This is a genomic window from Pantoea endophytica, from assembly GCF_002858935.1.
GTDB lineage: Bacteria > Pseudomonadota > Gammaproteobacteria > Enterobacterales > Enterobacteriaceae > Pantoea > Pantoea leporis.
The window spans coordinates 57,591-73,889 of record NZ_PJRT01000017.1; the positions used below are offsets into that span (position 1 = coordinate 57,591).

Annotated in this window: 16 protein-coding genes, 1 rRNA gene and 1 other annotated feature; of the genes, 11 read left to right on the forward strand and 6 right to left on the reverse strand. The window is 51.7% G+C overall.

Annotated features, from left to right (window positions below):
• Nucleotides 1-36: 36 nt before the first annotated feature.
• Both PZBJ_RS11820 and PZBJ_RS11825 read right to left on the reverse strand, forming a co-directional pair.
• Nucleotides 37-1,323 carry an HlyC/CorC family transporter gene (locus PZBJ_RS11820; protein WP_101762622.1) on the reverse strand — a complete coding sequence of 429 codons (1,287 nt, stop codon included), beginning with the start codon at nucleotides 1,321-1,323 and terminating at the stop codon, nucleotides 37-39.
• A gap of 10 nt (nucleotides 1,324-1,333) precedes the next feature.
• Nucleotides 1,334-2,128 (reverse strand): cytochrome C assembly family protein, encoded by a 795-nt coding sequence (locus PZBJ_RS11825; protein WP_101762623.1) that lies wholly within the window; start codon nucleotides 2,126-2,128, stop codon nucleotides 1,334-1,336.
• Nucleotides 2,129-2,295: 167 nt separating this feature from the next.
• On the opposite strand from PZBJ_RS11825, the gene ffh reads away from it, so the two are divergent.
• From ffh to tyrA, 7 genes are all read left to right on the forward strand, one after another.
• Entirely contained in the window at nucleotides 2,296-3,657 is a 1,362-nt protein-coding gene (ffh, locus tag PZBJ_RS11830) for a signal recognition particle protein (RefSeq protein ID WP_101762624.1), read from the forward strand.
• Between the two features lie 142 nt (nucleotides 3,658-3,799).
• Entirely contained in the window at nucleotides 3,800-4,048 is a 249-nt protein-coding gene (rpsP, locus tag PZBJ_RS11835; RefSeq protein WP_007893313.1) for a 30S ribosomal protein S16, read from the forward strand.
• An 18-nt stretch (nucleotides 4,049-4,066) separates the two neighbouring features.
• Complete coding sequence (rimM, locus tag PZBJ_RS11840; protein WP_008108998.1) at nucleotides 4,067-4,615, forward strand: ribosome maturation factor RimM; 549 nt, start codon at nucleotides 4,067-4,069, stop codon at nucleotides 4,613-4,615.
• 35 nt (nucleotides 4,616-4,650) lie between these two features.
• Nucleotides 4,651-5,415 carry a tRNA (guanosine(37)-N1)-methyltransferase TrmD gene (trmD, locus tag PZBJ_RS11845; protein WP_206098215.1) on the forward strand — a complete coding sequence of 255 codons (765 nt, stop codon included), beginning with the start codon at nucleotides 4,651-4,653 and terminating at the stop codon, nucleotides 5,413-5,415.
• 42 nt (nucleotides 5,416-5,457) lie between these two features.
• Nucleotides 5,458-5,808: a 50S ribosomal protein L19 gene (gene rplS, locus PZBJ_RS11850; RefSeq protein ID WP_007893316.1), complete on the forward strand. Its 351-nt coding sequence runs from the start codon at nucleotides 5,458-5,460 to the stop codon at nucleotides 5,806-5,808.
• A gap of 388 nt (nucleotides 5,809-6,196) precedes the next feature.
• Nucleotides 6,197-7,276 (forward strand): 3-deoxy-7-phosphoheptulonate synthase, encoded by a 1,080-nt coding sequence (locus PZBJ_RS11855; protein WP_101762625.1) that lies wholly within the window; start codon nucleotides 6,197-6,199, stop codon nucleotides 7,274-7,276.
• A 6-nt stretch (nucleotides 7,277-7,282) separates the two neighbouring features.
• The gene (gene tyrA / locus PZBJ_RS11860; protein ID WP_101762626.1) at nucleotides 7,283-8,404 is read left to right on the forward strand and encodes a bifunctional chorismate mutase/prephenate dehydrogenase; all 1,122 of its coding nucleotides are present in this window, start codon (nucleotides 7,283-7,285) and stop codon (nucleotides 8,402-8,404) included.
• Nucleotides 8,405-8,437: 33 nt separating this feature from the next.
• Here the strand turns inward: tyrA and pheA are convergent, their stop codons facing one another.
• The 4 genes from pheA to bamD form a co-directional block, all read right to left on the reverse strand.
• On the reverse strand, nucleotides 8,438-9,601 hold the full coding sequence (gene pheA, locus PZBJ_RS11865) for a bifunctional chorismate mutase/prephenate dehydratase (protein ID WP_101762627.1): 1,164 nt from the start codon (nucleotides 9,599-9,601) through the stop codon (nucleotides 8,438-8,440).
• Nucleotides 9,602-9,623: 22 nt separating this feature from the next.
• Nucleotides 9,624-9,748: a sequence feature (Phe leader region), on the reverse strand.
• Complete coding sequence (gene pheL / locus PZBJ_RS11870; protein WP_100703679.1) at nucleotides 9,700-9,747, reverse strand: pheA operon leader peptide PheL; 48 nt, start codon at nucleotides 9,745-9,747, stop codon at nucleotides 9,700-9,702. Its footprint overlaps the feature before it by 48 nt.
• 96 nt (nucleotides 9,749-9,844) lie before the next feature.
• Complete coding sequence (gene raiA, locus PZBJ_RS11875; protein ID WP_008109009.1) at nucleotides 9,845-10,171, reverse strand: ribosome-associated translation inhibitor RaiA; 327 nt, start codon at nucleotides 10,169-10,171, stop codon at nucleotides 9,845-9,847.
• Nucleotides 10,172-10,447: 276 nt separating this feature from the next.
• The gene (bamD, locus tag PZBJ_RS11880) at nucleotides 10,448-11,188 is read right to left on the reverse strand and encodes an outer membrane protein assembly factor BamD (RefSeq protein WP_008109011.1); all 741 of its coding nucleotides are present in this window, start codon (nucleotides 11,186-11,188) and stop codon (nucleotides 10,448-10,450) included.
• A 130-nt stretch (nucleotides 11,189-11,318) separates the two neighbouring features.
• Between bamD and rluD the strand changes: the two genes are divergently transcribed.
• The 4 genes from rluD to PZBJ_RS11900 form a co-directional block, all read left to right on the forward strand.
• On the forward strand, nucleotides 11,319-12,299 hold the full coding sequence (rluD, locus tag PZBJ_RS11885) for a 23S rRNA pseudouridine(1911/1915/1917) synthase RluD (protein WP_101762628.1): 981 nt from the start codon (nucleotides 11,319-11,321) through the stop codon (nucleotides 12,297-12,299).
• Complete coding sequence (gene yfiH, locus PZBJ_RS11890) at nucleotides 12,296-13,024, forward strand: purine nucleoside phosphorylase YfiH (RefSeq protein WP_101762629.1); 729 nt, start codon at nucleotides 12,296-12,298, stop codon at nucleotides 13,022-13,024. The genes rluD and yfiH overlap by 4 nt, the downstream gene beginning before the upstream one ends.
• 126 nt (nucleotides 13,025-13,150) lie before the next feature.
• On the forward strand, nucleotides 13,151-15,724 hold the full coding sequence (clpB, locus tag PZBJ_RS11895) for an ATP-dependent chaperone ClpB (protein ID WP_101762630.1): 2,574 nt from the start codon (nucleotides 13,151-13,153) through the stop codon (nucleotides 15,722-15,724).
• 473 nt (nucleotides 15,725-16,197) lie between these two features.
• A 16S ribosomal RNA gene (locus PZBJ_RS11900) occupies nucleotides 16,198-16,299 on the forward strand; the annotation flags it as partial.

Genomic DNA, 16,299 nt, shown 5'->3' on the forward strand with positions numbered 1-16,299 from the left:
ACGCCGCGATTATCGCGGCGTTTTTGTTTACAGGCTTCAGGAGCCGATGGAGGATTTCAGTGCGTGGTGTGGCGTAATGCGCACCTGCTTCACCATGTTGTCCTGCACATCAAGGATATCGATATCGTAGGCGCCAAGTGTGACACGAGTATCGACCAGCGGAATCTCTTCCAGTGCTTCCAGCAGCATGCCGTTAATGGTGCGCGCATCCTCTTCCGGTAACGTCCAGTTAAAGGCTTTGTTGATTTCACGCACATTGGCGCTGCCTTCAATCAATACCGAACCATCATTTTGCGGCATGACTTCTTCGGCCAACGACGGCGACATGGAGGTGGTGAAATCGCCGACGATCTCTTCCAGAATATCTTCGATCGTCACTAAGCCTTTAACATCGCCATATTCATCAACCACCATGCCGACTTTCTTTTTGTTGCGCTGAAATTTAACCAGCTGCACGTTAAGCGGCGTGCCTTCCGGTACATAGTAAATCTCATCAGCAGCACGCAGCAGGCGATCTTTGTTGAACTCTTTCTTCTCGGTCATCATGCGCCAGGCTTCACGCACGCGCAGCATACCAACACAGTCATCCAGCGAGTCACGGAACAGGACGATACGCCCATGCGGCGAATGACTCAGCTGGCGCTCAATCGATTTCCAGTCATCATTGACGTTGATGCCGACGATCTCATTGCGCGGCACCATGATGTCATCCACGCTGACTTTCTCCAGATCAAGCACTGACAGCAGCATGTCCTGATTACGCCGCGACATCAGCGAGCGCGACTCATGCACAATGGTGCGCAACTCTTCTTTGCTTAACGCCGAACTGATGGAACCGTCGGTTTTAATGCCCACCATGCGCATCAGAATGCGGGTTATGGTATTCAGCAGCCACACCAGCGGCAGCATCACATACTGCAGCGGAGCCAGTAACACGCTACTGGGATAGGCCACTTTTTCTGGATAGAGCGCCGCGACCGTTTTCGGCAGCACCTCGGCAAATACCAGCACGACAAAAGTCAGAATGCCGGTGGCAATCGCTACGCCAGCATCACCATACAGGCGCATACCGACAATGGTGCCGAGTGCGGAGGCGAGAATATTAACGAGGTTGTTGCCAATTAAAACCAGGCTGATCAGGCGGTCGGGACGACGCAGAAGTTTTTCTACCCGACGCGCACCGCGATTGCCGCTTTTGGCTTTATGGCGCAGTTTGTAGCGATTAAGCGTCATCATGCCGGTCTCTGAACCGGAGAAATAGGCAGAGACCAGCACCATGATGACCAGCGTAATGATCAGCGTGGTGGTTGAAACGTGTTCCAACACAAAATCCTTAGTGAGAGGTGAGCAGGTGCTGAAGCACGCGGCTGCCGAAGTAGGCCATGGTTAGCAGCAATGCGCCGCCACAGTTAAACCACACGACGCGGCGTCCGCGCCAGCCTTCACGATAGTGTCCCCAAAGCAGAACGATGTAGACAAACCAGGCAATGATGGAGAGAACAGCTTTATCCACATTCTCAGCGCTAAACAGGTTATGCATGAAGAGCAAACCGGTGCACAGCACCAGCGTCAACAGCACAACGCCAATCTGCGTGATGTGGAACATTTTGCGCTCAATGCTGAGCAGCGGCGGCATATCCTGAGTGAAAGCCAGTTTCTTATTTTTCAACTGGTAATCGATCCACGCCAGCTGCAGCGCATACAGTGCCGCGATGATCAGCGTGGCATAGGCAAACAGCGACAGACCGATGTGAACCATCATGCCCGGCGTGGTTTCCAGATGCGTAATAAAGGCATTGGGCACAAAAGTGGCAAAGGCCAGATTAATCAATGCAAAGCTGTAAACAATCGGCAGCAGCAGCCAGCCACGATTGCGCGAGGCGACAATTGTCATGATGGCGCAGATCAGCAGGCTAACCAGCGAGCCGATATTAAGCAGGCTGAGGTTTTGCCCGTTATCAACAGCAAAAATGCGCTGCTGCAGAGCAATGGCGTGCGCAATCAGCGCCACGCAGGCAGAAAGCACAGCAAAACGACGCCAGCCACCGTTGCGTTTAAGCAGGCTGGGAATGATCAATGCAAGGCTGAGGGAGTAGGCGAACAGCGCCACGATCGCGAAAACGAACATAGATCCTTTCAGGTATCGGTCAGATAAGGAAAAAAGCAGTATAGCGCCAGCAGCAGCAGGCTCCAAACGATCTGACGGTCAATTGCAGAGATCGCTTCGTCTTCGTGTTATAATCCGCCGCATTGTGTCGCCTATGGCGGCCTCGCTACGGTTCTAAGTGAGAGAGCATGTTTGATAATTTAACCGATCGTTTGTCGCAAACCCTGCGCAATATCAGCGGCCGCGGAAGGCTGACTGAAGACAACATCAAAGACACGCTGCGTGAAGTCCGCATGGCGCTGCTGGAAGCTGACGTTGCGCTGCCGGTAGTGCGTGAATTTATTAATCGCGTGAAAGAGGCCGCCGTTGGCCACGATGTGAACAAAAGCCTGACGCCAGGCCAGGAGTTCATCAAAATCGTGCGCAACGAACTGGTTGCGGCGATGGGCGCTGAAAATAATGCGCTCAATCTGAATGCTCAGCCGCCAGCCGTGGTGCTGATGGCAGGTTTGCAAGGTGCTGGTAAAACCACTAGCGTGGCGAAACTGGGTAAATTCTTGCGCGAGAAGCATAAGAAAAAAGTGCTGGTAGTTTCTGCTGACGTTTATCGCCCCGCGGCGATCAAACAGCTGGAAACCCTGGCTGGCCAGGTCGGCGTGGATTTCTGTCCGTCCGATCTGAGTCAAAAGCCGGTAGATATTGTTCAGAACGCGCTAAAACAAGCCAAAGTGCAATTCTACGATGTGCTGCTGGTGGATACCGCCGGTCGTTTACACGTCGATGAAGCGATGATGGACGAAATCAAACAGGTACACGCCGCGATAAATCCGGTGGAAACCCTGTTTGTGGTCGATGCCATGACCGGTCAGGATGCCGCCAACACCGCGAAAGCCTTCAACGAAGCGCTGCCGCTGACCGGTGTGATCCTGACGAAAGTCGATGGTGATGCGCGCGGTGGTGCGGCGCTGTCGATTCGTCACATTACCGGCAAGCCAATCAAATTTATGGGGATGGGTGAGAAGACCGAAGCGCTGGAAGCTTTCTATCCAGAGCGTATCGCGTCGCGCATTCTCGGCATGGGCGATGTTCTGTCGCTGATCGAAGATATCGAAAGCAAAGTTGACCGCGATCAGGCGGAGAAACTGGCGAAGAAACTGAAAACCGGCGACGGTTTTGATCTCAACGACTTCCTTGAGCAGTTGAAGCAGATGCGTAACATGGGCGGCATGGCGAGCCTGATGGGCAAACTGCCGGGCATGGGGCAACTGCCTGACAACGTGAAATCGCAGATGGATGACAAAGTGCTGGTCCGCATGGAAGCCATCATCAATTCGATGACGCGTAAAGAGCGTGAGAAGCCAGAAATTATCAAGGGGTCGCGCAAACGTCGTATTGCGTTGGGCTCAGGCATGCAGGTGCAAGATGTCAACCGACTGCTGAAACAGTTCGATGATATGCAGCGCATGATGAAGAAAATGAAGAAAGGCGGCATGGCCAAAATGATGCGTGGCATGAAAGGTATGATGCCGCCTGGATTCCCTGGTCGCTAAGGCGGCCGTCATAAAGCCGGAAATTTGGCACGCTTAGGTTGCTTTTTGCGCCAAAATGAGTAAAATTTTCGGGCTTTTTATATCGCGCTCGGGCCCCGTTCCTCGATGGGGCCCGAGCGCTTTATTAACTAATGAGGATGTTATGGTAACAATTCGTTTGGCACGTCACGGCGCTAAAAAGCGTCCGTTCTATCAGGTCGTCGTCACTGACAGCCGCAATGCTCGTAACGGTCGTTTCATCGAGCGCGTAGGTTTCTTCAACCCGATCGCTTCTGGTCAGGCTGAAGGTCTGCGTCTGGATCTGGACCGTATTGAGCACTGGGTTGGCCAGGGCGCAACGCTTTCTGATCGCGTTAACGCGCTGATCAAAGAAGCAAAGAAAGCAGCTTAATCTGTCACGGTGGTGAGCATGAGCATTAAACCTGCCGGGCAGCCTCCCGTTAACCCGATTGTATTGGGAAAAATGGGCGCGGCTTACGGAATTCGGGGTTGGCTCAAAGTGTTTTCCTCCACTGAAGACGCTGAAAGCATCTTCGACTACCAACCTTGGTTCATCCAGCGCGCCGGTAAATGGCAGCAGGTCGAACTCGAGGGCTGGAAGCACCACAATCAGGACCTGATCATCAAAGTCAAAGGCATTGACGATCGGGACGCTGCGGCACAGTTGACCAATTGCGAAATTACGGTCGACTCCACGCAGCTGCCAGCGCTGGAAGCAGGCGATTACTACTGGAAAGACCTTATGGGAATGAAAGTAGTGAACCTCGAAGGCTACGAGATGGGCAAAGTCATTGATTTGATGGAAACCGGATCGAACGACGTTCTCGTCGTTAAGGCAAACCTGAAGGATGCATTCGGTGCGCAAGAGCGGTTAATCCCGTTTCTTGATGAACAGGTTATCAAGAAAGTCGATCTCTCTACTGGCCTTATTGAAGTAGATTGGGATCCTGGTTTTTGATCTCCGGACAATCCGGTAACGTAACGGCGAACGCGATGTGGATTGGTGTTATTAGCCTGTTTCCAGAGATGTTTCGCGCTATTACCGAGTACGGGGTAACTGGCCGGGCAGTAAAAAATGGCCTGCTCGACATTCACAGCTGGAGTCCTCGTGACTTCACGCATGACCGGCACCGTACCGTGGACGATCGTCCTTACGGCGGCGGACCGGGAATGTTGATGATGGTGCAACCCTTACGGGACGCCATCTCCGCAGCGAAAGCAGCGGCGGGAGAAGGTGCTAAGGTGATTTATCTTTCACCTCAGGGACGCAAACTGGACCAACAGGGCGTTTGCGAACTGGCGACCCATCAGAAGTTGATTCTGGTGTGTGGTCGCTATGAAGGGATAGATGAGCGCGTGATTCACACTGAGATTGATGAAGAATGGTCAATCGGTGATTACGTTCTTAGTGGCGGTGAGCTGCCAGCCATGACGTTGATAGACTCGGTCGCCCGGTTTATTCCCGGCGTACTGGGAAAACAGGCGTCAGCCGATGAGGATTCGTTCTCGGATGGTTTGCTGGATTGCCCGCACTATACCCGACCTGAAGTGTTAGAAGGGATGGAAGTTCCGCCAGTTTTACTGTCGGGCAACCATGCCGATATTCGCCGCTGGCGCCTGAAACAGTCGTTAGGCCGTACCTGGCTAAGAAGACCTGAACTTCTGGAAAACCTGGCTCTGACTGAAGAGCAAGCACGGTTGCTAAATGAGTTCCAGCGTGAACATCAGCAGCAACAAAACGATGAGGCGGGAGAGTAATCTTCCCTCACTATCAGTTTACCCAGGATAAGAGATTTAATTATGAGCAACATTATCAAGCAACTTGAACAAGAGCAGATGAAGCAGGACGTACCTTCATTCCGTCCGGGTGATTCCGTGGAAGTGAAAGTATGGGTCGTAGAAGGTTCTAAGAAGCGTCTGCAGGCATTCGAGGGCGTGGTTATCGCTATTCGTAACCGCGGTCTGCATTCTGCATTCACTGTTCGTAAGATTTCTAACGGCGAAGGTGTTGAGCGTGTCTTCCAGACTCACTCTCCAGTAATTGACAGCATTGCTGTTAAACGTCGTGGTGCTGTGCGTAAAGCCAAACTGTATTACCTGCGTGAGCGTACCGGTAAGTCAGCTCGTATCAAAGAGCGTCTTGGCGCGTAAGCGACTTCTCAAAGTTAATAGCAAACAAGGGGTTGGCCATTTGGCCAGCCCCTTTTTTTATGGGCGTATAAGAGCGCAGGATCATCCCTAAGATGGAAAAGTGTATGTTTCCTGAAAACAATGAAAATCAAAATGTTATACCAAACTTTCAGTTGAGAGCATCATCAGAAAATAATTGTATGTAACCTTTAGTTTACACTTTCACTCTGCCGTCATTTCAATTATGTATTTGATTTTAATGGTTATTTTAATATTACCTGTGTTTTTTATTTGATGTGGTAATAAATGTGTACATGGGTGGATTGCAACCTGTACAGGGTGTGATAAAGTAAGCGCCATCCTCAGTGAGGATCCCAAACCGCATAAACGAGTGAAAAGGATCGCAATCATGCAAAAAGACGCGCTGAACAATGTGCATATCGCCGACGAACAAATTTTGATTACCCCGCAAGAGCTGAAAGCCAAATTCCCGCTCACTGCGGCGCAGGAAGCGCAAATTGCGTCTTCTCGCCAAACCATTGCCGATATTATTGCGGGCCGCGATCCGCGTCTGTTGGTGGTTTGTGGTCCTTGTTCGATTCACGATACTGAAGCCGCGCTTGCCTATGCCCGTCAGTTGCAATCTCTCTCTGCACAGTTGAAGGATCAGCTGTACATCGTTATGCGCGTTTATTTTGAAAAACCTCGAACCACCGTCGGCTGGAAGGGGTTAATCAACGATCCTTACATGAACAACTCGTTTGATATGGAAGCTGGCCTGCATATCGCGCGTCAACTGCTGGTTAATCTCGTTGAGATGGGTTTACCGCTGGCGACCGAAGCGCTGGATCCGAATAGCCCGCAATATCTTGGCGATCTGTTTAGCTGGTCAGCGATTGGTGCGCGTACCACTGAATCACAAACCCACCGTGAAATGGCTTCAGGCCTTTCCATGCCGGTTGGTTTTAAAAATGGTACGGATGGCAGCCTGGGCACCGCGATTAACGCCATGCGCGCCGCCGCAATGCCGCACCGTTTTGTTGGCATCAATCAGGCCGGCCAGGTTTGCTTGCTGCAAACGCAGGGCAACCCAGATGGGCATGTGATTCTGCGCGGCGGTAAAGCACCAAACTACGGTCCAGAAGATGTCGCTCAGTGTGAAAAAGAGATGCTGAAAGCGGGACTGCGTCCGGCCTTAATGATAGATTGCAGCCATGGTAATTCTAATAAAGACTATCGTCGCCAGCCTGGCGTAGCCGAATCGGCTATTGCGCAGATTAAAGATGGAAACCGTTCCATCATTGGCCTGATGTTGGAAAGCAACATTCATGAAGGCAACCAGTCTTCTGAACAGCCACGTAGCGAAATGAAATACGGTGTGTCCGTCACTGATGCCTGCATCAACTGGGAAACCACTGAAACGTTGCTGCGTGAAATCCATCAGGATCTGCAGGGAGTGCTGTCGGCGCGTCTGTCACACGAGGTGTAATGAGTCATGGTGGCTGAACTGACCGCGCTACGCGATCAAATCGATGAAGTAGATAAAGCACTGCTTGGGTTACTGGCAAAACGACTGGAGCTGGTAGCCGAAGTAGGGGAAGTTAAAAGCCGCTACGGTTTGCCGATCTATGTTCCTGAGCGTGAGGCCAGCATGCTGGCTTCACGCCGCCAGGAAGCTGAAGCGCTCGGCGTGTCGCCGGACTTGATTGAAGATGTATTGCGTCGTTTGATGCGTGAATCCTATGCGCATGAAAATGACAAAGGCTTCAAAACGCTGTGTCCGACATTGCGTCCGGTAGTGATTGTAGGTGGCCGCGGCCAGATGGGGCGTCTGTTTGAAAAGATGCTGACGCTTTCTGGCTATCAGGTCCGCATTCTGGATAAAGGCGATAGGGAACGCTCTGACGAGCTGCTGAAAGATGCGGGCATGGTGATCATCAGTGTGCCAATTCATCTGACCGAGCAAATCATCGGTGAGCTGCCGAAATTGCCAGAAGACTGCATTCTGGTCGATCTGGCTTCGGTGAAGAATCGCCCGCTGCAGGCGATGCTGGCCGCGCACACCGGACCGGTTCTGGGCTTGCATCCGATGTTTGGTCCGGACAGCGGCAGCCTGGCAAAGCAGGTTGTGGTTTGGTGTGATGGCCGTCAGCCGGAAGCTTATCAGTGGTTTCTTGAGCAGATTCAGGTTTGGGGCGCGCGGCTGCATCGTATCAGTGCCGTTGAGCACGACCAGAATATGGCGTTTATTCAGGCACTGCGTCACTTTGCGACTTTCGCTTACGGTCTGCATCTGGCGGAAGAGAACGTTAATCTGGATCAGCTGCTGGCGCTATCTTCACCGATATACCGCCTTGAACTGGCAATGGTTGGACGTCTGTTTGCGCAGGATCCACAGCTTTACGCGGACATCATCATGTCCTCGGAGAGCAATCTGGCGCTTATTAAACGTTATTACCAGCGATTTGGCGATGCGATCAAACTGCTCGAGCAGGGCGATAAGCAAGCCTTTATCGATAGCTTTGAGCGCGTCGAACACTGGTTTGGTGATTACGCGAAACGCTTCCTGGTCGAAAGCAGAAGCATGCTGCGATCGGCGAACGATAGCCGGCAGTAAAAACAAAAGGCATCCTCACGGATGCCTTTTTGCTTAGAGACGCGGCTCAACCGGCACCACATTCTCGCCTGGATAGCAGCCAAGAACTTTTAATGAACGGGTTAAGCCGCTCAACTCGGTTAACGCCAACTGCATATTTTCTGACTGCAGATTGCCCTGCACATCAATATAAAACATCTCTTCCCACGGATTGCCGTTGATGGGACGGTTTTCCAGTTTGCTCATGATGAGGCCGTGGTTACGTAATACCATCAGCGCTTCCACCAATGCGCCTGCTTGTTGACCCGTTGCCATGATCAATGTTGTTTTCGCTGGAACCTGACCCGAAACTTCAATCGCTTTACGTGCCAGCACGATGAAGCGCGTGTGGTTCTGCTGTTGATTGGCCAGATTGCGCTCCAGCACCTGCAATCCATACAGCTCACCGCCCGCTTCGCTACCCAATGCGGCAACCTTTGGTGAATTCATCGCTGCCACTTTCTCCATCGCTGCAGCAGTGCTTTCGGTGTATTCGATTTTCCACTGCGGGAAACGATTAATGAACTGGCTGCACTGCTGGAATGGCTGTGGATGGCTATATACCGTTTCGATCTGCTGCAAATCGGTGCTGCCGTTGACCAGCACACAGTGCTCAATTGGAATGGTCAGTTCACCCACAATCGATAGCGTGGTTTGCTGAAGCAGATCGTAAACGTCGTTGATCGAACCAGAGCTGGTATTTTCAATCGGCATCACCGCGTAGTCCGCTTGTCCACTTTCCACCTGATGAATGATGTCATGGAATTTCAGGCAGCCGATCTCAACCATTGAATCAAAATGCCGGGTAGCGTATTTGCGCGCCGCGAGATGTGAGTAAGAACCTTTCGGACCAAGGAATGCAATGCGCGGTGCGTGAGCATGTGGATGGTTGAGATTCTTTTGCAACAAGGCTTGCTGAGTTAGAACCGAATCTTCAATCACCAACTGAAACAGGCGAGTGATGTAATGCGCATCAAGCTGATGCTTTTTACCCAGTGAAATTAAGTTTTCCAGCAGAGCGCGTTCACGCTCAACGTCGCGGATAGGGCGATGCGTTGCCAGTTTAGCCTGCGCAACTTCAACGGCCAGTATGCGACGCTCCGACAAAAGCGCTAAGAGTTTTTCATCAACGGCGCTGATTTTATCGCGTAATGCCAGCAGCGGATTTTCGGGATTCATAGGGCTCACCTGTAAAATGTCCAATAAAAAAGCCTCCCATTTGGGAGGCTTTGTTGTTCGTCTTCGCATTCATTTTCACATGACGAATCGCCTCCCAATCAGGGGAAGGTAAAAAAGAATGCGAAGAAGAACGGCAGATGTTTCATGGTTGTTTCCATAAATGAAGTGGCTTGAGAGTAACCGCAGTGATTTAAAGCTGTCAATAAAAAACGCGCCCGGAGGCGCGTTACTAAAGATGTTTGCTTATTCTGTAGGAAGAAAATCTTTCACACTGCTGTTGGCGCGACGGGCTTCGGGTTTGTGTTGCGCTTTATTGAGTTGTCGCTCCAGCTTGGCAATCAAGTCATTGATGGCCGTATACATATCATCATGTTTCGCGCTGGCAACCAGCGTTCCGTTAGGCGTATTAATGGTGGCATCAGCCACAAATTCCTTCGGCTCTTTCGATAACACAATGTGAGGGTTTATCAGATGTGTTTGCCATTTTTCCAGCTTGGCGAGACGCTCTTCAACGTGGTTACGGATGGCCTCGGTGATTTCCATTTGTTTGCTGGTAATGTTCAGAATCATAGTTAAACCTCTCTGTCATTTCCGTGTGGGTAGGTCCAGCATACCGCGGAAATCAAGAAAATGTGTGATCTAAATCACATTGAAATGTCACTTTTTGTCAATGCCGCTTAATTGTGAGAAAGGCCGGGAAAGTGGCGGGAAATACTTGAAGACGACTGGGGAAGGGCGCATGATTGACTAGATAACTGCAGCGATAAATCCGTAAAACTGCTGAATTATCCACAAAGTGACATAAAAAAAGCAGCCTCATGGGCTGCTTTTTTGTGGGTGTAATAATCAGGACTGATTATTTGCCGCAATGATTTTTGCCACTTTGTCGGCCTCGGCCGTCAACTGCAGCTGGCGGTAAGCATTCTCCATCAACGGCAACGCTTCGTGGGTCGCCTCAGTATCCGGATAATCCTTCATCATTGTTTCCACGCGGTTAACAACAGCGACATAGGCACCGCGCTTGGTATAGAATTGCGCCACCGAGAGTTCATACTTCGCCAGGCGCTCTTTCAGGAATGCCAAACGTTTCTGCGCATCCGCAGCATATTGGCTGTTTGGATAACCGCGCAGTAATTGCGAGAAGTCACGGAAAGCATCACGAGCGTGCGTCGGATCACGATCGGAACGATCGATACCGAAGAAGCCCTGCAGTGCAGAATCGTCCAGCGCCATATCCGTCAGACCTTTCATATAGATGACATAGTCGATATTCGGATGGGTTGGATTCAGACGCATAAAGCGAGATATAGCGGCTTGCGCCAGTGGCAGATCGGCATTTTTGTAATACGCGTAGATCAAATCCAGCTGTACTTGCTGCGAGTAAGGGCCAAACGGATAGCGGTTATCCAGTGCTTCCAGTTGCTTAATCGCCGCTTTAAAGTTACCGTCCTGCAGCTTTTGCTGGGCCGTGGCGTAAATTTCAGACGGCGGGCTGTCCGGGACTGGATCTGATGAGCCAGAACAACCCACAAGCGCCAGGCTCAGGCTCAGTGTGGCAGCAGCCACCAGATGTTTCATACGCGTCATGACGAAATGATTATCCTCAAAGTGTTGTAGCAGAAGCTGTCCGTATAGCTCCCAGTTATGACCAGGTACGATAGCACATTATATTAAACGGCATCGCCGTGAAAACCCAACGTTAACGAAGAAGCTGTATATGGCACAACAAGTTCAACTCACCGCAACGGTGTCCGAAGCACAGCTTGGACAACGCTTAGATCAGACTTTGGCAGAATTGTTCCCTGATTATTCACGTTCTCGCATAAAAGAATGGATTCTCGAGCGCCGAGTCAGCGTCAACGGCACTATCATCGATAAACCAAAAGAAAAAGTTTATGGCGGTGAGCATGTCTCGATTGATGCTGAGATCGAAGAAGAGCAACGCTGGGAAGCGCAAAACATCCCATTGAATATCGTCTATGAAGATGACGACATTCTGGTCATCAACAAACCTCGCGGTTTGGTGGTACATCCCGGCGCCGGTAATCCTGATGGCACAGTGCTTAACGCACTGCTTTATCACTATCCACCGATCGTTGACGTACCTCGTGCAGGTATTGTTCATCGTCTGGATAAAGATACCACCGGTTTGATGGTGGTCGCGAAAACCGTTCCTGCGCAAACGCACCTGGTTGAAACGCTGCAGCTGCGCGAAATCACGCGTGAGTATGAAGCGGTGGCTATTGGCACCATGACTGCGGGCGGTACGGTGGATCAGCCCATGGCGCGCCACTCAACCAAACGTACGCACATGGCGGTGCACCCGATGGGTAAACCGGCAACCACGCACTATCGCATCATGGAGCATTTTCGTGCCCATACGCGTTTGCGTTTGCGTCTCGAAACCGGTCGTACCCATCAAATTCGTGTGCATATGGCGCATATTAACCATCCGCTGGTGGGCGATCCGCTGTACGGTGGCCGCCCACGTCCGCCAAAAGGGGCATCTGAAGCTTTCATCACTACGCTACGGGGTTTTGATCGCCAGGCGCTGCATGCCACGATGTTACGTCTCTATCACCCAATCACCGGTATTGAGATGGAATGGCATGCGCCGTTGCCGCAGGATATGGTCGATTTAATTGATGCGCTGAAAGCCGATACCCTTGAATTCCGCGATCAGATGGATTGGCTATGAGTGAATGGATCATCCCGGATTGGCCTGCGCCGCAGCATGTTCGGGCATGTTCCACCACGCGTTACGGCGGCGTCAGCGCTGCTCCATGGGATTCGTTGAATCTTGGTGGGCATGTTGGCGACGCTGAGGCGCATGTTGCTCAGAATCGTCAGCGCCTGGTTGAGCAACTGACGTTACCTGCAATGCCGCAATGGCTGGATCAGATCCATGGTCAAGTGGTTGCGCGTTTACCCGCCAGCGATCCGCTGCCGCGCGCTGATGCCGCAATCACGCGTGAAAGCGGGGTTGTTTGCGCAGTGATGACGGCGGATTGTTTGCCGGTGCTGTTCTGCAGCAAGGATGGCAGTGAAGTCGCTGCAGCACATGCCGGTTGGCGTGGACTCTGTAATGGTGTGCTGGAACAGACGTTGTCGCAGTTTCACTGCGCGCCAAATGACATTCATGCATGGCTTGGTCCGGCAATTGGGCCGCTGGCATTTGAAGTTGGCTCGGAAGTCAGAACGGCATTTATGGCCCATGATTCACAAGCGGAAGAGGCTTTCCGCCCGGCGGGTAACAAATACTTTGCCGATATTTGGCTGCTGGCGCGTCATCGTCTACAGGCCGCTGGCGTGCATTCCATCAGCGGTTCAACGCGATGTACCTTCCATGAGCGCGATGATTTTTTCTCCTACCGACGCGACGGAATCACCGGGCGTATGGCAACTTTGATTTGGCTGAGATAACCTTACGCCACAAGACGGTCCAGTTAGCGTATTTTTTGCTCACAACTCAGGTCATTAACCTTGAAAAATTTGAGGGATGACCTCATTTAATCTCCAGTAGCATTTTGACCTGTAATGGGAGGAATTATGCGTCTGGATCGTCTTACTAATAAATTTCAACTGGCACTTGCCGATGCACAGTCCCTTGCTCTGGGACATGACAATCAATTCATTGAACCCCTTCATTTGATGAGCGCATTGCTCAACCAGGAAGGCGGATCGGTGCGTCCGTTGCTCAGCGCAGCGGGTGCCGACGTGGCTGGCCTGCGTACCAGCATTGAACAAGCGATTAATCGACTACCTCAGGTTGAAGGCACGGACGGCGATGTGCAGCCATCCGCCGATCTGATTCGGGTACTCAATCTGTGCGACAAGCTGGCGCAAAAGCGCGGCGACAACTTTATATCATCTGAATTATTTGTTTTGGCGGCCCTCGATTCACGTGGCTCGCTGGCTGATCTTTTGAAATCAGCTGGCGCGACTCCGGAAAAACTCTCTGCGGCCATCGAGCAAATACGGGGAGGAGACAGCGTGAACGATCAAGGGGCTGAAGATCAGCGTCAGGCATTAAAAAAATACACCATCGACCTTACAGAGCGTGCCGAACTCGGCAAGCTTGATCCGGTTATCGGTCGTGATGAAGAAATTCGCCGCACCATTCAGGTGTTGCAGCGTCGTACCAAAAATAACCCGGTGCTGATTGGTGAACCCGGCGTCGGTAAAACGGCTATTGCCGAAGGTTTAGCGCAGCGCATCATCAATGGCGAAGTACCGGAAGGGCTGAAAGGCCGTCGCGTGCTGGCTCTGGATATGGGTTCGCTGGTGGCGGGCGCCAAATATCGCGGTGAATTTGAAGAGCGCCTCAAAGGCGTGCTTAGCGATTTGGCGAAGCAGGAAGGCAACGTCATTCTGTTTATCGACGAACTGCATACCATGGTGGGCGCAGGTAAAGCCGATGGCGCCATGGATGCCGGCAACATGCTGAAACCCGCATTGGCGCGTGGTGAGTTGCACTGTGTCGGCGCAACTACGTTGAATGAGTATCGTCAGTTCATAGAGAAAGATGCGGCGCTGGAACGTCGTTTCCAGAAAGTCTTCGTTGCTGAGCCGAGTGTCGAAGATACCATTGCCATTCTGCGCGGACTGAAAGAACGCTATGAGCTGCACCATCATGTGCAGATCACCGATCCGGCGATTGTGGCTGCGGCGACGTTGTCGCATCGTTACATCTCCGATCGTCAGCTGCCGGATAAGGCCATCGACCTGATAGACGAAGCGGCCTCAAGCATTCGTTTACAGATGGATTCGAAGCCTGAATCCCTTGATCGCCTTGAGCGCCGCATCATCCAGTTGAAACTTGAGCAGCAGGCGCTGAAGAAAGAGTCTGATGACGCCAGCGTGAAGCGTCTGGAAATGCTGGAAAGTGAACTTGACCAGAAAGAGCGTGAATATGCTGAGCTGGAAGAGGAGTGGAAAGCGGAAAAAGCCTCATTAACCGGCACGCAAAACATTAAAGCCGAGCTGGAGCAAGCGCGCCTGACGATGGAGCAAGCGCGTCGCGTTGGTGACCTGGGTCAGATGTCTGAGCTGCAGTACGGTAAAATTCCGGAGCTGGAGAAACAGTTAGCCATCGCTACGCAGTCTGAAGGTAAAACCATGAAGCTGTTACGTAATCGCGTAACGGATGTGGAGATCGCCGATGTACTGGCGCGTTGGACCGGAATTCCTGTCGCACGCATGATGGAAGGCGAGCGCGACAAGTTGCTGCGTATGGAGCAGGATTTGCATTCACGCGTCATTGGCCAGAACGAAGCGGTAGAAGCGGTTTCGAATGCGATTCGTCGTAGTCGTGCCGGCTTGTCCGATCCGAATCGTCCAATTGGTTCCTTCCTGTTCCTCGGACCAACGGGGGTAGGGAAAACCGAGTTGTGTAAAGCGCTGGCTAGCTTCCTGTTCGATAGCGATGACGCGATGGTGCGTATTGATATGTCCGAGTTTATGGAAAAACACTCGGTGTCGCGGCTGGTGGGTGCACCTCCGGGATATGTCGGCTATGAAGAGGGCGGTTATCTGACCGAAGCGGTACGTCGTCGGCCTTATTCGGTGATTCTGCTGGATGAAGTGGAGAAGGCGCATCCTGATGTGTTCAACATTCTGTTGCAGGTGCTGGATGATGGTCGCTTAACCGACGGACAGGGCCGTACGGTCGATTTCCGCAATACCGTGGTGATCATGACCTCGAACCTTGGCTCCGATCTTATTCAGGAACGTTTCGGTTCTCTGGATTATGCGGAGATGAAAGAGGTGGTGATGACGGTTGTGGGGCAGCATTTCCGCCCAGAGTTTATCAACCGTATCGATGACATGGTGGTGTTCCACCCATTGGGCGAAAAACACATTGCTTCAATTGCGCAGATTCAGCTGCAACGTTTGTATAAACGTCTTGAGGAGCGTGGCTATCAGCTGCATATCTCCGATGAGGCGCTCAAACTGCTCGGCGAGAATGGCTACGACCCGGTGTATGGTGCGCGTCCATTGAAACGTGCTATTCAGCAGCAGATTGAAAACCCGCTGGCTCAGCAGATTCTTTCTGGTGCCCTGGTTCCGGGAAAAACCATCGAAATGGATGTTAAAGACGATGTGATTGTTGCTCATCAGTAATCACTTCTGATTAAAACGGGCCTGCAGGCCCGTTTTTTTTGGCCTTTTGCAAGAATTAGCTGCTTTTTGCAACGCATAGCCTGGAAAGTGAGCGGTCGCGCGAAAACTTCAAATTAGCACTTGTCAGCTGAAATGAACTCCCTATAATGCGCCACCACTGAGACGGCAAAGCGGCAACGCAGACGACTCGGCAGGGAGTGAAGAAATTCATCCCGCCGGATGAAAACGCTGAAAAAAGTGTTTGACTCCGAAGGAGAGTAGCGTAGTATACGCCACCTCGCGACAGACGGTTCAGCCGTTGTTCGCATCGCTCTTTAACAATTTATCAGACAATCTGTGTGGGCACTCGCAGGATTGATATCCGCGTCTCCGGACGCAAAAAATATCAAAGCCTCACGAGTGAACACATAATGAAATTCATTATGACGTTTTACAGATGAGCACCGCTGAACTCGTTTCAGCAAATCAAACTTAAATTGAAGAGTTTGATCATGGCTCAGATTGAACGCTGGCGGCAGGCCTAACACATGCAAGTCGAACGGTAGCACAGAGAGCTTGCTCTCGGGTGACGAGTG